Annotated in this window: 19 protein-coding genes; 14 read left to right on the forward strand and 5 right to left on the reverse strand. The window is 65.1% G+C overall.

Features of this window, described 5'->3' with window-relative positions:
* A partial coding sequence (locus RF650_RS11950) for a transposase (protein ID WP_368814157.1) occupies positions 1 to 151 on the forward strand: 151 nt, incomplete at its 5' end.
* 108 nt (positions 152 to 259) lie between these two features.
* Here the strand turns inward: RF650_RS11950 and RF650_RS11955 are convergent.
* From RF650_RS11955 to RF650_RS11965, 3 genes are all read right to left on the reverse strand, one after another.
* Entirely contained in the window at positions 260 to 1,246 is a 987-nt protein-coding gene (locus RF650_RS11955) for an IS481 family transposase (protein WP_144999247.1), read from the reverse strand.
* Positions 1,247 to 1,387: 141 nt separating this feature from the next.
* The gene (locus tag RF650_RS11960) at positions 1,388 to 1,774 is read right to left on the reverse strand and encodes a VOC family protein (protein ID WP_144999249.1); all 387 of its coding nucleotides are present in this window, start codon (positions 1,772 to 1,774) and stop codon (positions 1,388 to 1,390) included.
* Positions 1,775 to 1,784: 10 nt separating this feature from the next.
* A complete protein-coding gene (locus tag RF650_RS11965) occupies positions 1,785 to 2,582 on the reverse strand; it encodes an AraC family transcriptional regulator (protein WP_144999251.1) in 798 nt (265 codons plus the stop codon).
* Between the two features lie 215 nt (positions 2,583 to 2,797).
* Between RF650_RS11965 and RF650_RS11970 the strand changes: the two genes are divergently transcribed.
* The 6 genes from RF650_RS11970 to RF650_RS11995 all read left to right on the forward strand — a co-directional run bounded on the left by RF650_RS11970 (position 2,798) and on the right by RF650_RS11995 (position 6,259).
* Positions 2,798 to 3,400, forward strand: a complete 603-nt coding sequence (locus RF650_RS11970) for a hypothetical protein (protein WP_144999253.1) — start codon at positions 2,798 to 2,800, stop codon at positions 3,398 to 3,400.
* Between the two features lie 23 nt (positions 3,401 to 3,423).
* Positions 3,424 to 3,843 carry a helix-turn-helix domain-containing protein gene (locus RF650_RS11975; RefSeq protein WP_064845529.1) on the forward strand — a complete coding sequence of 140 codons (420 nt, stop codon included), beginning with the start codon at positions 3,424 to 3,426 and terminating at the stop codon, positions 3,841 to 3,843.
* Positions 3,833 to 4,297, forward strand: coding sequence for a hypothetical protein (locus RF650_RS11980; RefSeq protein ID WP_064845530.1), 465 nt, complete (start codon positions 3,833 to 3,835; stop codon positions 4,295 to 4,297). Before RF650_RS11975 ends, RF650_RS11980 begins: the two co-directional genes overlap by 11 nt.
* 42 nt (positions 4,298 to 4,339) lie before the next feature.
* On the forward strand, positions 4,340 to 4,942 hold the full coding sequence (locus RF650_RS11985; protein ID WP_260850706.1) for an alpha/beta fold hydrolase: 603 nt from the start codon (positions 4,340 to 4,342) through the stop codon (positions 4,940 to 4,942).
* Positions 4,943 to 5,023: 81 nt separating this feature from the next.
* Entirely contained in the window at positions 5,024 to 5,524 is a 501-nt protein-coding gene (locus tag RF650_RS11990) for a GNAT family N-acetyltransferase (RefSeq protein ID WP_144999257.1), read from the forward strand.
* A gap of 111 nt (positions 5,525 to 5,635) precedes the next feature.
* Positions 5,636 to 6,259 carry a LysE family translocator gene (locus RF650_RS11995; RefSeq protein WP_064845533.1) on the forward strand — a complete coding sequence of 208 codons (624 nt, stop codon included), beginning with the start codon at positions 5,636 to 5,638 and terminating at the stop codon, positions 6,257 to 6,259.
* A gap of 67 nt (positions 6,260 to 6,326) precedes the next feature.
* Here RF650_RS11995 and RF650_RS12000 read toward each other — a convergent pair whose 3' ends face one another.
* Positions 6,327 to 7,088, reverse strand: a complete 762-nt coding sequence (locus RF650_RS12000; protein WP_144999259.1) for an SDR family oxidoreductase — start codon at positions 7,086 to 7,088, stop codon at positions 6,327 to 6,329.
* A gap of 218 nt (positions 7,089 to 7,306) precedes the next feature.
* Here RF650_RS12000 and RF650_RS12005 point away from each other — a divergent pair, with 218 nt between their 5' ends.
* From RF650_RS12005 to RF650_RS12030, 6 genes are all read left to right on the forward strand, one after another.
* A complete protein-coding gene (locus RF650_RS12005; protein WP_144999261.1) occupies positions 7,307 to 8,227 on the forward strand; it encodes a site-specific DNA-methyltransferase in 921 nt (306 codons plus the stop codon).
* Positions 8,227 to 9,366 (forward strand): hypothetical protein, encoded by a 1,140-nt coding sequence (locus RF650_RS12010; RefSeq protein ID WP_144999263.1) that lies wholly within the window; start codon positions 8,227 to 8,229, stop codon positions 9,364 to 9,366. The genes RF650_RS12005 and RF650_RS12010 overlap by 1 nt, the downstream gene beginning before the upstream one ends.
* Positions 9,367 to 9,517: 151 nt before the next feature.
* Complete coding sequence (locus RF650_RS12015) at positions 9,518 to 10,105, forward strand: recombinase family protein (protein WP_206400082.1); 588 nt, start codon at positions 9,518 to 9,520, stop codon at positions 10,103 to 10,105.
* A 596-nt stretch (positions 10,106 to 10,701) separates the two neighbouring features.
* Entirely contained in the window at positions 10,702 to 11,631 is a 930-nt protein-coding gene (locus RF650_RS12020) for a hypothetical protein (RefSeq protein WP_144999267.1), read from the forward strand.
* Between the two features lie 50 nt (positions 11,632 to 11,681).
* Positions 11,682 to 12,299, forward strand: coding sequence for a hypothetical protein (locus RF650_RS12025; RefSeq protein WP_144999269.1), 618 nt, complete (start codon positions 11,682 to 11,684; stop codon positions 12,297 to 12,299).
* 34 nt (positions 12,300 to 12,333) lie between these two features.
* A complete protein-coding gene (locus tag RF650_RS12030) occupies positions 12,334 to 12,822 on the forward strand; it encodes a hypothetical protein (RefSeq protein ID WP_144999271.1) in 489 nt (162 codons plus the stop codon).
* 811 nt (positions 12,823 to 13,633) lie between these two features.
* Here RF650_RS12030 and RF650_RS12035 read toward each other — a convergent pair.
* The gene (locus RF650_RS12035) at positions 13,634 to 13,996 is read right to left on the reverse strand and encodes an ECF-type sigma factor (RefSeq protein ID WP_144999272.1); all 363 of its coding nucleotides are present in this window, start codon (positions 13,994 to 13,996) and stop codon (positions 13,634 to 13,636) included.
* 377 nt (positions 13,997 to 14,373) lie between these two features.
* Here RF650_RS12035 and mobF point away from each other — a divergent pair, with 377 nt between their 5' ends.
* Complete coding sequence (gene mobF / locus RF650_RS12040; protein WP_186317243.1) at positions 14,374 to 19,554, forward strand: MobF family relaxase; 5,181 nt, start codon at positions 14,374 to 14,376, stop codon at positions 19,552 to 19,554.
* Positions 19,555 to 19,603: the final 49 nt, after the last annotated feature.

A 19,603-nucleotide genomic window follows, 5' to 3' on the forward strand; every position in this document is an offset into this window, starting at 1 on the left:
CGGGCCCACGGAAGCGGTCAATGGCGTCATCGAGACCATGCGTCGCGTCGCCCGCGGCTTCCGCAACTTCGACAACTACCGGTTACGGGCTCTGCTCGCCGCAGGCGGTCATCGCCCCTGGCGGAGAACCGCTACCCACACTCAGCTGTGAAGGCCCGGTTAACTCAATTCGTCGCATGGTCACAGGCGTCTCATGAACCCGCCATGGCGGGTTTCCCCTTCGCGGTTTGCAGATTTCCCCCGCGAGCCAGCGAGCCAGCTAGGTGTACTGATCGGGGACGTTGATCAATCGTGAGAAGGGCGGCTGGTTCCCGCAGGCTGTATGGGGACGGTGCTGGTTGTAGTAGTGGAGCCATCCGGCGAGTTCGCCTCGGCGCTCAGCCTCCGAGGTGTAACACCGGGCGTAGGCCCAGCCGTCGGCCATGGTGCGATGGAAGCGTTCGATCTTGCCGTTGGTCTGCGGCCGATACGGCCTGGTGCGTTTGTGCTTGATCCTCAGCTCAGCGCAGGTGTCGCGCCACAGATGTGAGCGGTAGGCGCCACCGTTGTCGGACAGGACTCGCTCGACCCTCACACCACGGGCCCTGAACCACTCGACCGCCCGGATCAGGACCGCCGTCGCGGTGAGGGCGGTTTCGTCGTCGTGGATCTCGGCGTAGGCGACGCGGGAGTGGTCGTCGATGACGGTGTGGACGTAGGCCTTGCCCATCAACGGATCGCTGTGCTTGTTTCGGGGCTTGTCGGGAGTGGCGGCTCTGTTCTTCTCACCTTGCCTGCGCCCTACGTAGCGCCAGCCCCCGCCATCGGGAATGTTCCCGAGCTTCTTCACGTCGACATGCAGCAGGGAGCCGGGATGGTCATGCTCGTAACGGCGGACTGGCTCTCCGGTGGCGCGGTCGACGTGTGAAAGCCGGTTTAGGTGCGCGTGGACCAGGATGCGGTGGACAGTGGACGGGGCGATCCCGAGTCGGCACGCCAACTGCACCGGCCCCTCCCTCAGGCGCAGCCGCAGATTGATGCAGCGCCGAGTGGTCTTCTGACTCGTCTTGTTCGGGGAGCGACGCGGCCGGGAAGACCGGTCTTGCATGGCTTCGCCGTCTCGGTAGCGGTCGGCCCAACGCTTGACGGTAGGCCAGGAGACTTGGAATTGGGCGGCGACCTCGCTGATCGGCCAACCGTCGTCAACAACCATGCGAGCGACGATCAGGCGATGCCGTGGGGTGAGCGCCGCGTTGGCGTGGGACATGACTGAGCTTTCCTGGGGGCATGTGCCGCCCAGGAAGGCCAGATGCCGCCGCGGGCGGCGAGATTGTTTGGGTGAAGGGCAACGGGTGTGTGGGACCTCGTGGGCCTTGTCATCAGCCGCCGCCGAGGGCGGCTTCCCGGCTCAGGCTCCCGGGTAGGAATCGATGTTCCACCAGTGGCCATCGAAGTCAGCGACGCATGCGTTGCGGCCGCCGTGAGGTGCATAGTTGGGCTCGGTGACGGTCGATGCTCCGTGTTCCAAGGCCGTGGCGAAGAGGCTGTCGACGTCCTCGTCGCTGGCGACCACCAAGTTGCAGATCCCTGGCCCGTAATGCGGGTCACCGTCCTGAGTAGAGCCGAGCATGATGCCCCCATTGTCGCGCCAGGCAAGTTGCGCATGGGTCACCACGGTCGAGTCATCCGGGTCCCGCACGACCATCGCCGTGGTGAAGCCGATGGATTGAAGGAAGTTGATGCCTCGATCGGCATCTGTGTAGCGCAGGCAGTGAAACAGCTGTGTTCTCGTCATGGCTACAGCCTTATCCTTGGAGCGCTTGAGCGTCTTGAAGCAATGGGAAATCAGCCCTCGACTGGCGCAGCGTCCATCCCGTCATCGACCTCCATTCTCGGGACAGGTGCGCCTGGTCGCTGTAACCAGCCGCTGCCGCAATGTCCGAAGGAAGGGCGCCGCTCTGGACAAGTTTCTTGGCGTGCTCGAAGCGAGCGATCCGCGCCACCTGCTTGGGCGAGAGACCGGTCTCGAGGTTGCACAGGCTGGAAAGTCGCCGTCTGGACAGACCAACGTCTCGAGCTAGGTCGGCGATGGGGATTGTGCCCCGGGCCTGATGGATCCGCGCCAGCGCTTCGACCATGTCTGCTCGCGGTGTGTGGGGATGCTGCTCGAGCCGTTTGGTGAGGAATGCCGCCAAGAGTTGGAACCGCCCTAGCCAAGTTGACTGCCGCAGCTGGTCGAGCAGGTGTGGGGGCCACTGGAGATCTGTCACATCAACCATCAACCCCGCCAAGGCCCCGGCTGGTAGTCCAAGAAGCCGGCGGGCCGAGAGGGGGTTAATCGACAGTTCGAGTCCCTGCTGGCGCCCCCTCGACTGGATCAAGGCCGGCGCGGTGTGAAGACCGGAAACTAGTACGTCCAGTAACTGCCGTTCACCGCCATCGAGCCAGCCACAGTCGATGGGTTCTGCGAGCGACAGCACCACCGTGACGCCCATCGAGGGAACCCCGTGATGGACGGCTTCAGTACTGGTGAAGTCGTACCCCACCCAGGAAAGGAGATGGGGCTGCAACCTCTGCGGGATGGATGGCTGCCAGACGGGCATGCCACCAACCCTAGAGAAGCCCGGCTCAGAGAACCGACAGTGATCTGGCGCCCATGGTGGTGTCCGCTACACCCTCGCCAGCCACCCACTGCCATGCTCGTGGCGACTCGATCAACGTCTCCGGTCAGTACAGCTAGGTGCGCCTTGGCGGGCAGCTGTTGGCGCGGGGGTAGAACGCACTTCCACTGTCGGTGCTGCTCGGTAGACTCGCCGACGTGGATAAGACCTCCCAGTGCTGCGGCAAGAAGTCCCTGGACTTCTACTGGCGTAGTTGCGTCGACGGCCAACACGTTGCCGCCGCCGTGACAGCATCTCTGGCAGCCCTCCAGGCCAATGGTGGGCGGCTCAACCCCATCCAAGAGGCAGACGCTGCCAGCCGCGTCAAGAGGCGGATCAACCGAGCCAGGCAAGGAAAGCTGCGTTCTCCAGCCCACGTGAAGACGATCCGCTCGGCGCCGGAGCTGGTGGACATGTTCGAGCTGCGCTGGGGCCATGAAGATGACCGCGACGATGACCTGATCGTGTCACGCTACGACGCGCTAGGACACCTTCTGACCCCCGCGCACCGAGCCCTGCTCCGTCTCTATTACGTGGAGCAGCCTGACTCTGGCGCGTGGTTTCTTGGCCTGCACGTGCATGAGAAGACTCTCGTCATGGCGGGCGAGAGAGGCCGCAGTGGGGTCGACCAGGAGGCGACCGACGAGCAGCAGCAGCTCCACATCGACCGGGCCATTGCCATCTTGGACGCAGGTGCCCATGACCACTGCGGGGTTCCGGAGCTTTCACAACGGTTTGGTGACACCCCGCTCGCCTCATAGGAACGTGGTATAACCTTTAGCTCATGTCGACCGCACCCATCACTGACAGCCGCGACGTCCTCATGGCACGCGCTGACGCGCTCGTTGAAGCGCAGGACGACTTCCTGGACGCACTTGTTGCGCTGCGCGGCAAGCACGGTTACACCCAGCAGCAGGTCGCTGATGCTATCGGCGTATCCCAAACGGCCATCAGCAAGTTCGAGAGCGAGGGGTCGAATCCGACCCTAGCCACTCTGCGCCGCTACGCGCTGGCGGTGGGCGCCCGCTTCGAGCTACGAGTCGTTGACGATTGCGTCGGGCAGGCGCACTCGGAATGGGAAGTACTCGAAACCCGCACCACGGCACCTGAGACCTTCATCCCCGCTCCGCGCATGCCGATCAGTGTCCACCACAAGTGGGATGAGTCCCGCACGGACCTGAGGGCGGCCCTCGTTGCTGAGTGAGCCGAGCGCTGACGTCCGAGAACTGGTTCAAGGGGCACAGCTCGACAAAGTTTTTTGCCGCCTGGCCTCTGTCGAACTGCTGGATGAAGAGCGCGAGGGGGGCGAATCTCCATTACTTGCGGGCCTAACGATCGGCCGCCGCAAGGGTGCCCCCGACGATCAGACGCGCGATTTTCGGATCACTCTCGACCTGGCCGCGCACCTTCCGTCCGCGGATCTGCGAACGGTGTTTGTCGCTCAGTACAGCGCCCCTGTTGACCTGGGTGACCTCCTCACGGACGAGATTATTACCGAGTACGCCAACCATGTCGCTGTGATGACTTTGCTTCCGTACATCCGCGAGTCTATGGCCGATCTTGGCCGCCGGGTCGGAGTCGATTTCACCCTGCCCATCCTCCAGCGAGGGCAGATGATGTTTGAAACGCCAGCCCCAGGAACAGCTCCGCCGTCCTGACATCCTGAGCGCGGCCACCTCAAACCCCTTTTCCCAGGCGACATCGCCAGTCTCATGCAACAGCTAGGGCATGAACGCTTTAGCGTCGTCGGTCACGACCGGGGCAGCTACGTCGCCTACCGCACGGCACTCGATCACCCCGGGCAGGTGGAGAAACTTGCCGTCCTTGACTGTGTCCCCATCGTGGAGGCGCTCGAGCGCGCGGATGCTCGCTTCGCCGAATTGTGGTGGCACTGGTTCTTCTTCGCCACCGAGCAAGCTGAACGTGTGATCACCGCAGACCCAATGGCCTGGTATCGCCCTGATGCTCGGCGCATGGGGCAAGAGAACTACGACGACATGGTCGCCGCTATCAATAGCCCCGCAACTGTGCGGGCCATGCTCGAGGACTACCGCGCCGGCCTGCACGTCGACCGCGGCCATGACGAAGCTGACCGTGACGCCGGCCGACGCATCGCGTGCCCCACCCTCGTCGCCTGGTCACGCGACGACGACATGCAAGACCTCTACGCAGACCCAGGTGCTATCTGGGAGTCCTGGTGTGAGCAGTCACCTCGAACGGCCGTGATCGAGTCGGGCCACCACATGGCTGAAGAGAACCCGCATCAGCTCGCATCGGTGTTGGGCTCGTTCCTGCTGGTGTAGCTCAAACGACCGCTTATGCACAGCTGGACTCGGACCGCTATTTCGATTGCAACTGGCGGAGGCGTGGGGTTGGCTCCAGCCATGAACGATGTAGTCAGTCTTCGCCCCCTGGCGGTATCGGATGCCCCAGAGATGGCCAACGTCCTCAGCAGCCCGCGACTGTACGTCTTCACTGGCGGTGAACCGCCAGACGAAGCGGAGCTTCGACGCCGCTATGCCGTCCAGACCCGTGGGTGCTCCACCGATGGTTCACAGAGATGGCTCAACCTCATCGTTACGCTCGAACCTGGCGGGCAGGCGATCGGGTACGTGCAAGCCACCATCCCGCAATCTTCAGGGCCGACAGAGATCGCGTGGGTCATCGGTGAACCGTGGCAGGGACGCGGGTACGCGCGTACCGCTGCGGAACTCCTGGCGGACGAACTTCGACGCATGGGCGTCGTAGACGTCGTCGCGCACATTCACCCCGAGCATGTCGCCTCGCAACGCGTCGCTACACACCTCGCAATGTCGCCGACCGGTGTCGTTGTCGACGGAGAGACGCGCTGGGAAGGTTCTCTTTCATGCGCCGACAAGCAGTAGCCCAAACGAACGTTTTCGCGGGGGGGCAGGAACCAGCGCACCTGTCCTAGGTAGAAGGTGTCGTAGCGTGAAGGCGGCGCCACGAGGGCGTCGCCGGCGGAGAGGACGCTCGTGGTCGACCTGTCCGTACTACCGGGCTTCCTCGGTGTCATTCTGGTATTCCTCATCCCACCCGGCCCAGACATGGCGTACATGCTCGCGGTCGGACTCGAGGGAGGGCGGAGAGCCGCGCTCAAAGCGATCCTTGGCATCGCTACCGGAATGAGCGTCTACGCCGCCGCAGTCGTTGTTGGCCTGGGTGAGGTCGCCAAAAGTCACCCTGATTTGCTGACCGGCCTGAAGCTGCTTGGGGCTACTTATCTGCTCTGGCTGTCGGTGACTACCGTGCGCCATGCTCGCGAGATCTCCGCGATCGGCGACGTCGCCGCCGGGCGGTGGTACCTGCGGGGTCTGTCGGTCAGCCTGACGAACCCCAAGATCATCCTGTTCTTCCTCGCCGTCCTCCCGCGTTTCGCCGGCCACGCCACCAACACGACAGCGCAGATGGCCCTGCTCGGCACAGTCAACGTGTGCGCCGAGTTGGTGCTCTACGGCACCATCGGTGCTCTCGCGGGCACTTTTCATGAGCGATTCACTAGCAGTCCGCGAGCTAGCGCCGCGTTGAACTACCTTGCGGCCACGGTCTACGCCGTTCTTGCCTGCGTCATCATCATCGAAGCCGTCCGACCGGTGTAGCTCAAACGAAGGGTTCTGCACCACCGAGGCGAGCTGGTGGCTCAACCCACCGTTTTCGCACTGCTCACTAGCCCACTCCGAAGCCGCCATTGCTGTGTAGCACTTGCCCGGTAACCCAGCCACCCTGCTCAGACAGGAGGAATGCGACGAGGTTAGCCGTGTCTTCGGGGTTGCCGAGGCGTCCAGCCGGGGTCATGGCTGTGAGGTGGTCGCGAGTCTGTGAATCCATCCAGCCTGTATCGACCGGTCCTGGATTGATTGCGTTCGCGCGCACACCGAGCGATGCAAGTTCGATCGATGCTGCCGTCACGAGACGATCCAACGCGCCCTTGCTGGTTCCGTAGGGCAGGTTGAATGCGGAGTGATCGCTCGTCAGCGCGACAATACGCGCAGAATTGCTGTCCTTGACCTGGGCAGAAAGTGTCTCAGCGAACGCTTTGATCAAAAGCCATGCCGCACGAGCGTTGACCGCGTAGTGGCGATCCCAGCTCTCCACCGTGGTGTCCAAGATCGAGCTATCCACACCTTCAGAGTGAGACAACACCAGGGCCGTGAGAGTGCCGTGCTCGTTGGCGCGTTCGACGAGTTGCTGGGACACAGCAGGGTCAGCCAGATCGGCAGGCAGCAGGGTGACTGTTGCTCCGCGCGTCCTGCACTCCGCAGCAATGTCTTTAACGTCATCGGGGCTCGAGGGGAGACCAACACGTTCTTCATAGCCTGGAAGGTGCGTGAGAGCTAGGTCCCACCCGTCGCTGGCAAGGCGAGTCGCTATGGCTGCGCCTAGGCCGGATCGGCGGCCTACCCCCGTGATCAGTGCAGTTGGACGCATACGACGAAACCTCTCTTGTGGGGTGGCCCCGGCGAGGACGCAGCTACCTGAGCAACATAGGCACGTTGAGCGGTGTAGCTCAAACGAAGGGTTCTGCACCACCGGGGCGGGTCGGTGGCTCAACCCACCGTTTCCGCACCATGCTATTCAGCGCACTCGTGTGGGGGCGACCGTGCGTCGGTGTCTAACCTGCCTTGTTTGTGCGCGAGAATTGCACCATGCCTCTCCAACCTGTTCCTGAGTCTGGTCCTGACATCCCTTCGGCGCCACAAGACGCGCTCACCCGTCTCCTCGATGAAGGTGTGACGTGGGGTGATGCGTCTCTGTGGTTGCCGGCCCTGCCTGAGTCCAGCGTTGACTTGTTCTTCATGTCGCCGCCCTATGCGGATCAGCGCTCTTACAGCCGAATCCACCCTGACCGGTACGTGGAGTGGTTCCTGCCGTTTGCTCGGGCCATGTTCGATGCAACCAACGAGACCGGTTCCATGGTCATCAACATCAAGAACCGAGTGGCCAAGGACGGCGCGTTACGGGGTCAGCGGCACCCTTACGTGTTCCAGCTGGTGCTGGCTTTGCAGCACATGGGCTGGCGCTGGATCGAGGAGTACGTGTGGCAAAAACCCAACGCGATCCCCGGCAAATTCGGGCCACGTACCAAGGACTCCTTCGAGCACGTGTTCCACTTCGCGCGCGGGCCCAAGCCGTACTTCAACCTCGATGCGATCCGTGTGCCCTACAAGACGACGCCTGACGAGATTGAGCGTCGCAGGCTCGACACGAACGGGCGTCGAACGACCGAGGCTGGGTTCGGGCGGAATCGCGTTTCGACGTACAAGCACGGTGGCGCCGATCCAGGAAATGTCATCCCCGTGAGCCAGACCTACAACCAGCATCGCGGTGTCTCACATACTGCCCCGATGCCTGAAGGTTTGGCGGAGTTCTTCATCAAGGCGATGACACCTCCTGATGGCGTGGTGGTTGACCCCTTCGCGGGTAGCGGGACCACGGCCGTCGTCGGGCATCGTCTGGGCCGTCGGGTCGGCGGTTTGGAACTGCACCAGGAGTACGCCGAAGCTGCACGCGCCCGCATCGCAGCCGAGGCGGCCGCGATCGCCGAGACCACGCAGGATGCTGGCTGATGGCAAGCATCGAGGAAACTGTTCGCAGCATTGTGGACGCCCCGGACTGGGATGCTCGGGTAGCCGCTATCCGGTTGGTGAACGAGAACCACGGGACCGCTGATCACTCTCAGATCTACGCCGAGGTCGCCCGGGAAGCGTACGTCCCGCATTTGTCCCCGGACTTCGCCTATGTGCACTCGATGGACTACTACGAGCTGCCCACGTTCCGCGCGGCCTACCAGGCGGCGTTCGAGGCAACATCGGGATTCACTGAGGTGTCCCAAGAAACTCTCATCGCGATGCTCTTGGACGCGCCGGAAACGTTGCTTGTGCTACGCACCATTTTGGGGTTGACGATCCAGGAGTTCGCGAAGGCCACTGACCTCGTGGCTGAACCGCTAGGGATGAAGCCGCTGACGCCTAGTCGGGCGCAGAGCATGGAACGCAATGGGGCTGTTGGTCCGAAGAAGACTGCGCACGATACGGCTTTTTTGGCCGCGGCGACGGTATCGGGAGCACTCGACGGCAGCCTGTTTCCGGACCCGCCGGGAGAACTGAAGCCCAAGCAGCAGAAGTTCGACACAACCGATGGCTGGGCCACCGTTGGAGAGCTCGCACGCGACGGAGTGCCTTATGACGCGTTCTTACATCAGCGACACTACGGCGGTGCGTTCCGGCAGCTCCTTGACGCTACTTCTACGAAGCGCGGAGACATCGTCGAGGACGCCGTCGAAGAACTCTTCGCGCAGCAGGGCATCCCCTACATCCGCACGGGAGCTCACAACCAGGCTGATATTGCCAAGAGGTTCGGGATCAAGGTCACGCCAGCACCGGACTTCGTGGTGTTCGACCAGGCGGGCACTCTGCGCGCACTGCTCGAATGCAAGCTCGTGAACGACGGCGGCACCGCTCGCGATAAAGCGCTGCGCTTCGAGCGGCTACGCGATGAATCCATCCGGCTCAACGGGGTGCCTCTCCTAGCTGTCCTGACTGGGCTCGGATGGACACGCGTCAACGACACGCTAGGACCTGTGGTGCGCGACACCCTCGGCCGGGTGTTCACGCTCTCGACACTCACGGAGATGCTCAGCGTTGACCCGTTCCCTCAGCTCATCGGCACTGCGTCTGGGGATGAGACAGCCGGCGGTTCTGCGTAGTGCCCACCGTGCGCAAGCACTAGTCCTACGGTATGAGTGAGCCCCGGCCGTCAAGGGATAGCCGGGGCTCACGTCTGGGGTGCTGGCATCCCAGGCGACGACGTTGATCCCCGCCACCGCGTCACCCACCTTAGCCAGCCCAGGAGGCCCCTTGAAGATCGGTTACGCCCGCGTGAGCACCCGCGAACAGGCCGCGTCCCTGGACACCCAGCGCGCAGCCCTGGAGGCAGCAGGTTGTGAACGCGTCTTCACAGACACAATCAGCGGCGCACGCTCCACCCGCCCCGGCCTGGACGCAGCCCGCAGCCACCTGCGCGACGGCGATTCCCTGGTGGTCACCCGCCTGGACCGGTTGGGCCGGTCGATGCGCGACACCGTGAACACGGCCGCTGAGCTGGCAGATGAGGGGGTGCGTCTGGTGCTGCTGGACATGGGCCTGGACACCGCCACCCGCGAGGGTCGGCTGATGGTGGGCATCCTCTCCGCCCTGGCGCAGCAGGAGCTAGAGACCATCCAGGAGCGCACCCGCGTAGGACTGGAGCACGCACGAGCACAGGGCCGCGTGGGTGGCCGCCCGCCGAAGCTGAACCCCGCCCAGCGCGCGGCCGCGCTGGCCGCGCTACGTGGCGGGCTGTCCGTGTCCGACGTCGCGGCGCTGCACGGGGTGAGCCGCTGGACCATCACCCGGATACGCGACGCGGCGGCCGACGACACCTCAGCGGCGACACGCATCCCATAGACCCTGGACATCCTGCTAGCACGTAGTCATACTGGTAGGCATGTCATCCGAGCGCATCACTCAACAGCCACGTGGGAGCGAACCTCGCCCGCGTATCACTGTGAGTGTGGCGCGTGATCTTGACCGTGCGGCTGCGAAAGCAGCTCGCGAAAGGGGCCTGACCAAATCCGCGTGGGTCGCCAGTCTCATGGCCCGCGAGGTGGGCATGCCTCAGTACAACCAGCTCCCAGATCCACCCGCCAACGAGTGAAGGCGGTCCCCGTAGGGACCGCCTTCTAAGCCTCGAACACCGGCTCAACCGACCAAAGTTCTCCGGTGTTCCACACAACCCCTGGATTAGTAGATGAACTCTGAAGCCCTCTACCGGAGGTTGCTACAAGCCCCCAAGGGGGTTTGTGGTGCCTAGTCTAGCAGTTAGCACGTGGGCCGTACATACGCCAATACGGCGCACACGCCGCCGTCGCCGGAATCATCGGCCCACGCCAGAGCTGTATACCCCGAACCCGCGCACGGGCCTGTCCTGGGCGCGGGAGCCCGAGGCCGGCACTCAGGGGCGTATCCCGTGCTGGGCCACCCGCTCACGCTGGCTGAAGCTGTTGGAGACCGAGCTGAGCGGTGAGACCGCCGCCGACGTCCTGAAGAAGCACCACGCGGCCGCGTCCACCGTCTACCGGGTCGCCCGCCTGGACGCTGCCGCTGCGGACACCACCACCGGGCGCAACGTCCGCACCAGCCACGCCACCGTGGCCCGCGCACTGGGATGCAGCGTGGACACCGTGCGCCGCGCCCGACGCGTGCTGCGCGACCTGGGATTCTCCGTTGAGGTTGTGCGCGGCCGGTACATGACCACTGAGGAGCGCGAAGCTGCTACCCGCGAGCACGGCTCCCGGCAGCGCCGGTTCGCCTCCACCCGGTGCCTGACGATCCCCACCAGATGCAGAGCCATGCACCCCTACCCCTGTGGGGTTAACTCTTCCGGGCACGGCACATCTCAACGTGTACCTAGCACGCGCTGGCGCGCGGCCGGTACGAGCAAAAATCAGCCGAAAAGCACACCGCTGACGCGGCCAACACCCCCGCTGGGAGTGCAAAAGATCGCCGCGCGGCTCGCGCAGCGGATGCCGTGGCTGGATCGCGGATGCAACGGGCACCTGATGGGGCTCTCCCGTGGCCTGGTGGCCTGTGGCGTCACCGAGGAATGGACCACCCAAGACCTCATGAACGCCGTGGAAGCCGACCACCAGGGCCTTGGGCTGCTCTCCCTGCCCCCGGACAGCCAGAAGAACCCCCGTGCGCTGCTGCTGCACCAGATCAAGCGCGCCATCACCGGCAAAGAACCCCCGGCACGTGCACGACGCGCGGCCGAGACCGCCCGCCGCGAAGCACGCGCGGCCGAGCTCGCACAGCGAGCCGCTGAGGCGAAAACTAAGACCACGATGCCCGCCTGGTTCCGTGCCGCACTGGCCACAGCACAGGCGACATCATCGGGTACAACTGAGTCAACTCCTGGAAGGCGGCCATGTTAATCACATTTGCACTCCTGATGTCCCAAATCACGTTGGCCACGTGGAGCGATATGGCCACCATCGCCGCCGCAGCAGGGACTCTACTTGCCGCCCTCTTTGCTCTATGCGCCATCTGTCAAACCCGCAGCCTCACTAAGCAAAAAGCGCAGCCTTATGTAGCAGCCAGCCTGGAACCCCATCAGCACGTTCCATGGGTTATGGAGCTTGTTGTGGCCAACTACGGCCAGACCGCTGCCACAAACGTGCACATCACGATCGATCCTGAGCCCCTCCGAGTCGTTTTAAAGGATTCGGAGGACCCGGACGGTCCGACTAGCGAGACCCCGCTGCATTACCCGAAAACGCTCTCCGTGTTGGTCCCTGGTCAGCGTTGGGGGACGACATGGGATTCCATTTTCATGCGTCACAAACACGACGAGCTGCCCACGCGGTACACCATCACACTCACGTATGACGGGATCGAGGGAAAGCGGCAGCCGCAGACCGAGTACGTCTTGGACTGGGGCATGTACTTGGCTCGTGGGCACTTGGGGTACAAGACCATAAGCAACATCGGGGATGACATCGCAGGTATCAGGACAGCCATGGACAAGATGGTTGGTCCCAACCTGGTTCACGAGGTGATTCTGCGCGAGGCCGAGGACGGGAGTCATACACGGAAGAGCTGATAAGAAGCATCAGATGCAAAGCTACCGTGAGGTCATGCACGAGACCGAGGTAACCCGCTTCCGCTCAAAGATCGTGGCCGGCCCCGAGGCACACGACTGCTGGATATGGACCGGAGCCATCGGAGACGACGGCTACGGCCGCTTCTGGACCCCCACACCCGACGGTGGGCAGCGGATGATCCGCGCCCACCGCTACGCCCTGGCCATCCTCACCGGCAGCCTCGACACCCTGGATCACCTGCACGTGTGCCATGTGTGCGACAACCCCATCTGCGTGCGCGCCGAGGACAGCCCCACGTCTCACCTCTACGCCGGGACCGCGTTCGACAACATGGCCGACCGTGTGCGCCGTGGCCACCACAACCAGCAACCGGCCGCGGCGTTCTTCCGTCACGAGACCAAGCAGCAACGAGCGCACGCGGCGCGCGTGCTGCGCGCCCACGTGCGCGCCCATGGCTATGACCCCGAAGCCGTGGCCACGCTTCTACGCGGGGTCACCACCGGGCAGCAGACCTTGTTCTAGCGATTTGTTCTGCCACGAACCGCTCGCGTCAAGCGGACTCTCCCGCGTTTCTTCGACGTGGATCGTGTCCTACTGACGGGACGTTCCAGCGCTGGCCCCGGGCGCGGCACCAGGTGGTCGTCCCGTTCTGTAAACATGCTCGACCCTTCCCTCCGAGTGCTGACTACACCGAACGCGAAGGTCAAGAGCAGCAACCACACGATCACCACGCCCGAGAACATGTATACGGCAAGGCTCAGGGAGTCGAACATCGATGGATCACTCTCCACGAGGCCGAGCCACACCCCACCCTTCAAAAGCACAGCAACCGTGTAGGCCGTGGCGTTGATTAACGAGAAGTAGAGGAGAGGGAAGGACATCATCCACTGCCACGAGTTGCGATCAACGTAGAGTCGAGCGCTTCGAGCAAGATCCGCGCGTGCTCGATCGTGTACGTCAGAGGGCAAGGTGGTGCCCGTTCGGTCTTCGTAGTCACGGAGACGACCCACAAACTCCATGTTCGTCAACATGGCGTTGCGCCTGCGAGACACGCCTGCCACGAGCACCCGTAGCGCTGCCACAAGCGCGGTGACAATCGGGGCAACTGCCGCGACTCCGACAAGAAACCATGGGTTAGTCGTGGTCATGAGACCTCGCACCGGAATTACCCGAGGGGATGTCAGGCGCTAGCCGTTTGTCTTCTTCGCGACCCTCGATATCGGGGCGGGCGGAGTCTGCCGTCTGAAGGCTTCGGGTCAGTCTTGTCGGACGAGAAACCGTGGTCGCTACTGACACCGAGAGACTCAGAAAGGCGATTGCCGTTGTCACCCAACTAAGCATCGATGCTCTCCAGTTGATCTTCTTCCTGCGTCCCGAGTTTCAGGTACTGGGCCACCTCCCCCGCCGACAGCTCCAGCAGCTCCGCAATCTCCTTGTTCGCCAGCCCGGCGTCCTTCATGGCCTGCACGTGTTCGGCTGCTTCCGGGCGGGGCCCGTCGAGTTCTTTCACCTGGGCTTGGAGCTGCGCGATCTTCTCGCGCAGCTTGGCCTTTTCGTCCTCCACCGCGAGGGTGGCGGCGAAGAACGCCTCGGAGGCGGCCATGATCTTCTTCTCGCGTTCCAACCGGGCGGCCGCGGCCGCCCGTGCCTTCTCGCGTGCTGCGGTCTTCGTCGCGGACTTCCGTGGTGCTGCCATGCCCTGTCTCTCCCTCAACTTCACCTAGCGGTCACCGGCGCCACCCGCTTCCGCGGGGGCGGCGCTGGTGGGGACGATTGTACCCAGTCGGCACGCTGCACACAGGGAGTCCTCCCCCGTTCCTCCTCCGGTCTCCTGTGCACAGCTCGCACCCGTGGACAGCCTCGTGGCCGGCCTCCGCTCGTTCCTCGCACCGGACAGGCCACGAACCTGCCCACCGGCGCGGCCTCATGGGCACAATCGCGGGCATCATAGATGCCCGGACTTCTCTGGTCCTGCGCCATCTCGCTCGTGCCTCGCTCACTGACGCAGGACCAATCAGACGTCACACCTCTTGCACTAAGTAACCTAGGGTGGGAATGAGCCTGAGATTCCGCGTGATTCCGCGTACTCTGGTGCTCATGATGACCGTCCACAAGCTCTCCACGGGCGACGGTCACCTCTACTACACGCAGGAGGTGGCCTCGGGCGATCAGCTGCGCTCCGGGGACCGCGAGCTGGGCGACTACTACCAGGTGACGGGGATGCCCCCGGGCCAGTGGGTCGGCTCCGGGGTGGAGCACTTCGAGCTGGATGGCGCGGTCACCGAGGTGCAGATGGATGCGCTGTTCGGTGACGGGTACTCCCCCATCGACCCCGGAAAGCTGGAGCAGGAGCAGGCCGAGATTCGGGCCGCAGCCGAGGAAGCGGTGCGCGTGAAGTACGCGCGCGAGACCTACGCCGCGTTGAGCCAGTACCGGCCTGGGGAGCCGAACTTGCAGACGATCCAAGCGCTGGGAACGAGCCGTTCTTCCTTCTACCGGATGCTGGATCGTCACCGTGAGCTGGGCAACTACAAGCGCTTCAAGGACGCCTCAGCTACTGGCGACGAGCAGGGCTTCATCGACGGCTACGTGATGACGAAGGCCCAGTCGCAGGAGGCCACGGCGGCCGGTAAGGACGCCATCGCCGAGGGCAATGACGACTGGGTGGACGCCACTCGCCTGGGGCGCAAACCGGGCGAGTACGTGCAGGAACCGGCCAACGATTTCACCCGCGCCTTGGATGAAGAGCACCGCCGCCACTTCAAGACCCACGATGCTCCCCCCACCGACGCCGAGCGCAAGGAGATACGCAGCCGGGTCGCCGGGCAGCTGTTCCGGGACACCCACGGCCGCGACGCGACCGGGGTGGAGCTGGCAACGTTCATCGCCAACAACACCGCGCCCCGGCAGCAGTCCGTGGCCGGGTATGACCTCGTGTTTACCCCCACGAAGTCCGTCTCGATGGCCTGGGGTTTGGGCGATGAGAACCTGCGCAGCGGCATCGAAGCCGCCCATGAAGCGGCCATCGCTGACGTCGTGTCCTACCTGGAGGACAACGCGATCTATGCCCGTCGTGGCCGTGGTGGGGTCGAGCAGATCGACACCGACAAGGGCCTGGTGGCCACGAAGTTCCGGCACTACGACTCCCGCAACGGTGACCCCAACCTGCACGATCACCTCGTGGTCGCCAACCGGGTGAAGGGCGCTGACGGACGGTGGTCCACCCTGGACGGGCGGATGATTCACCAGTACGGAGTCGCCGCCTCGGAGCTGTACAACTCGCGGATCATGCACCACATCCACGACCGTCTAGGCCTGGAGTTCACCCCCGTTGAGGCGCGCGGCAAGCAGATTTTCGAGCTCGCCGGGATCACCCGTAGCGAGGTCGCCGCGTTCTCCTCCCGCTCGGCCTCCATCAAGGAGACGATGGCCGAGGTGGAGGCTGCGTTCATCGCTGACCACGGTCACGCACCGACCGCCAAGCAGCGCATCGCCCTGGCCCAGCAGGCCACGCTGGCCACCCGCCCGGCGAAAGAGGGCCCGCACTCCCTGGCTGAGTTGAACGAGATGTGGCGGGAGAAGGCCGCCACGGTGACCCCGACCCTGCCCACGGGTGAGGCCCTGGCCGAGCACCTGCGCGCGGCATCGACCGCACGGGCGGAGGCGGTCACGGTGGCAGCGGCTGCCCTGGAGGCGACCCCGGAGCATGAGCGGGTCGCGGCGATCATCGCCCGCCTGTCGGAGTCCCGTTCGACGTGGCGGGGGTCGAACATCGAGGCCGAGACGCTGCGCTACTACCGCGAAGCCACCAGCGGGGTGAGTGCTGACCCGGACGCGATCACAGCCACGGTGGAGGCGGTGAAGGCCGCTTCGGTGTCGATGACCCCGGGGCTGAACGTGCCCCTGCCCACGGACCGTGAGCTACTCCGTGCCGATGGTACGAGCATCTACGAGGCGGCGAACCGCGAGCTGTTCACGTCCCACGGGATTATCGCCGCGGAGACCTATCTGGTGGAGGCGGCCACCACCGCCCAGGTGATCCCCGCGGCCACCACCGACGTGTTCACCGCCCAGCTCGAGAAGGCCCGGGCGGCCGGGGTGCAGCTCTCCGACGCGCAGGTGAACATGGCGCGGGAGTTCGTGACCGGTGACCGGCTGCTGGGGTTGGGGATCGGTCCGGCCGGTGCCGGTAAGACCTCGCTGACCCGTCTTGTCGTGGACACCGCCCACGCGGCCGGGCACCAGGTCTATGGGGTCGCCCCGACCGCGGCGGCCGCCGATGTGGTCAGCGATTCCATGGGGATCACCGCCACCACCGTGGACGCGTTCCTGCACGCCGAGACCTCTCCCCTGGCCGTGGGCGACGTGCTGATGGTGGACGAGATTGGGATGGTGTCCACCCCGAAGCTCGCGGAGCTGGTGGCCACCGCCGAGGCGGCCGGGGCCGTGGTCCGCGGTGTGGGCGATGACCGGCAGCTCGCGGCGATTGGGTCCGGCGGGGCGCTGCGGATGATCGACAACGCCGCACCCCTGCCGCGGCTGGAGGAGGTCTACCGGTTCCGCAACCCGGCCAACCCCGCCGAGGTCAACGAGGGCGAAGTGGCGGCGTCGTTGGCGCTGCGTGAACCCCCGGTGGCCGGTGAGGACCGGCCCTTCGACTGGTATGTGGGTCAGGGGCGGGTGCGGGCCGGGGACGAGGAGACCGTGCTGCGCGAGGTCTTCACCGCCTGGGTCACCGACACCGAGGCCGGGCGCACCACGCTGATGATGGCCCCGACCAACGCGCAGGTCACCGCGCTGAACGAACTGGCCCAAGCCCGCGCGATGCACCGCGGAGACCTGGACACCAGCGCGCAGGTGACCACCGAGGCCGATGCCACGATCTACGGTCACGACCGGGTGGTGACCCGCCGCAACGCCCGGACGTTGGGGTTGAACCAGGGCAAGGACTTCGTGAAGAACGGCGACACCTGGGACGTGAACCGGGTCCACGCCGACGGGCGGCTCACGGTCACCCACACCGGCCACGGCGGCAAGATCACCCTCCCGGCGGCCTACGTGGCGGAGAACGTGGAGCTGGGTTACGCCTCCACGATCAACCGCGCCCAGGGCGCGACCGTGGACACCGCCCACACCGTCCTGGACGCGACCACCGATCGCGCCGGGGCCTACGTGGGGGCGACCCGCGGGAAGTTCGGCAACAACCTGTACGTGGTCACCGGGGAGAACTCCACCCGCGACGAGGTGCTGGAGACCATCACCGGGGCGTACGAGACGAACCTGTCCGTGCACGAGCAGGTGGCCCGGCTGCGGGAAGAGAACCGCTCGGTGCCCGAGCGCCTGGGCCTCTACACCGCGCTGTCGGATCAGGCGCGCTCCCAGGCGATGGAACATGTGGCTATCCAAGCCCTCGGTGCTACCCGGGCTGCGGAGCTGAAGGCCACCCCCGCGTGGGGTGCGTTGGCCCACGAGCTCGCTGATGCCACCGAGGCCGGGCTGGACCCGGTGGAGCTGCTGGCCGATGCCCACGAGCAACGCGACTTCACCGGCTCCAAGGACGACTCCGCGGTGTTGCACTGGCGCGTGAAGGGCCTACGTGAACACGATGCTGAGGTCCACGACCCGAGCGCGCACCGTCCGTTCGCCGCGATCCCGGAGGAGCACCTGGACCGGCTGCTGGACACCGCCCGCGCCCAGGCCGCCGAAGAACCCGCCGCGGTGGAAGACCCTGCTTGGCACACCCGCCCCCACGGGCTGAGCACGACCGCGCACCTGCGCTCCCGCCGCGCCGGGATGATGGAGGCGGCCACCGCCCACGACTCCGACGAGTACCGGTGCGAGCTGGCAGCTATTGACGCGGAGCTGTCCCGCCGTGCGTTCCTCTCCCCCGCCCAGAAGTCCCTGGAGGAGGTCACCCGCGGGGAACGGCCCCGCTCGGAGACCCACCACACGCTGGCCGAGGGCCTGGCCGAAGAGAAGGCCATCCGCGCCGCCGCCCCGACCACGACCGGGACCGGGCTGGCGGACACCGATCGTGCCGCGCTGACCCACGGGGTCAGTGGGCACACCGCGCCCACCTACTGGGCTGACAGCCCCTACACCCCGGCCGTGATGCGCGAAGTGCTCCAAGCCCACCACGCCGACATCGGGGAACTTACCGCGCTGCGCGGCCAGCAGCTCGCGGCCGAGCGCCCCGCCTGGACCGATGCTCTCGGGGACGTCCCGGCGAACCCGAAGAATGCGGCCCGCTGGTACCGGGTCGCCGGAGAGGTGGACGCCTACCGGGCCACCTACCGGATCACCGACGAGAAGCCGATCCCGAAGCAGTACGCCGAATCCGAGCGCGGGGCCTACCTTGCCGAGCAGATCACCGACGTGCACAAGCGCGGGGCCCTGTCGAACAAGCCCGGCCCGACGGGGGAGCAGGTGGAAGCCACCGCGCAGCGGGCCACCGAGAAGCGCGCCACCGTGGAAACACAGACCCCGGCCGAAGTGCAGATCACGGCCTCCACTGACGAGAGGACAAATGCTGTGGAAAATCTCTGGGATGCAGTCGAGCGTGATTACGCCGCAGAACGAGCAGCCTATGCCGAGCGCGATGCAGCCCAAGGTGTCCTCGATGCTGCCCGGACACGGCTGGAGAACTCCACCCGCGAGGTTGACTCCATCCGTGAGCGCCTTCTCAACAACGCACGGGCTGACTACGCGCCCGTCGAAGAAGCTGCCGCGCGCCTGGACAGCGCTGGCTTCTTCACTCGCTCCGCCCGTGAGGCCGAGTACCAGCAAGCAGTAGAGGACTACCGCTCTCAATACGGTACAGAGACCCCGCCCCGGGCCGAGGACGAGCAGTGGCTGGCCCAGCACCCCGAGTACACCCAGGCCCAGGAACGAGCCGAGCAGGACCGCGGAGACGTCGCCGCGGCCGAGGCGGAATATGGGGCAGTGGACAATGCAGCCCACCAGGCCACGAGCCAACGTGAAAACTCATACAAGGCGTACGCCACCGCCCGTGACGATAATCCACACACCCGTGTGGTTACTGCGAATATGAACCCCGATCAGAGGGGCCGCGCGACAGACCTGCAAACGGCCCGGGACCAGCGCCACCTCGCAGCCGGAACACGCCCGGGCACGGTCCGCGAACGCAACCGCTCAACGGCCCGCACGACGTCTCGACCCTCCCAGCAGCGCACACCACAGCAACAAGCGCAACAGCGCATTCAGCGCACTCCCCCCAGCACACGCCGCCTCTAAAGCGCGGTGGCCCTCCCCACCTGGGGAGGGCCACCGTCAGGTGCTCGGA

Source organism: Kocuria sp. CPCC 205297 (assembly GCF_040981035.1).
Classification (GTDB): domain Bacteria; phylum Actinomycetota; class Actinomycetes; order Actinomycetales; family Micrococcaceae; genus Kocuria; species Kocuria marina.

Excerpts from the sequence above, each read along its gene's own strand:
- RF650_RS11975 (WP_064845529.1), top strand. The coding sequence starts at position 3,424 with ATGTCGACCGCACCCATCACTGACAGCCGCGACGTCCTCATGGCACGC.
- RF650_RS11990 (WP_144999257.1), top strand. The coding sequence starts at position 5,024 with ATGAACGATGTAGTCAGTCTTCGCCCCCTGGCGGTATCGGATGCCCCA.
- RF650_RS12035 (WP_144999272.1), bottom strand. The coding sequence starts at position 13,996 with ATGGCAGCACCACGGAAGTCCGCGACGAAGACCGCAGCACGCGAGAAG.
- RF650_RS12010 (WP_144999263.1), top strand. The coding sequence starts at position 8,227 with ATGGCAAGCATCGAGGAAACTGTTCGCAGCATTGTGGACGCCCCGGAC.
- RF650_RS11955 (WP_144999247.1), bottom strand. The coding sequence starts at position 1,246 with ATGTCCCACGCCAACGCGGCGCTCACCCCACGGCATCGCCTGATCGTC.
- RF650_RS12025 (WP_144999269.1), top strand. The coding sequence starts at position 11,682 with ATGGCCACCATCGCCGCCGCAGCAGGGACTCTACTTGCCGCCCTCTTT.
- RF650_RS12030 (WP_144999271.1), top strand. The coding sequence starts at position 12,334 with ATGCACGAGACCGAGGTAACCCGCTTCCGCTCAAAGATCGTGGCCGGC.
- RF650_RS11965 (WP_144999251.1), bottom strand. The coding sequence starts at position 2,582 with ATGCCCGTCTGGCAGCCATCCATCCCGCAGAGGTTGCAGCCCCATCTC.
- RF650_RS12000 (WP_144999259.1), bottom strand. The coding sequence starts at position 7,088 with ATGCGTCCAACTGCACTGATCACGGGGGTAGGCCGCCGATCCGGCCTA.
- RF650_RS12005 (WP_144999261.1), top strand. The coding sequence starts at position 7,307 with ATGCCTCTCCAACCTGTTCCTGAGTCTGGTCCTGACATCCCTTCGGCG.
- RF650_RS11960 (WP_144999249.1), bottom strand. The coding sequence starts at position 1,774 with ATGACGAGAACACAGCTGTTTCACTGCCTGCGCTACACAGATGCCGAT.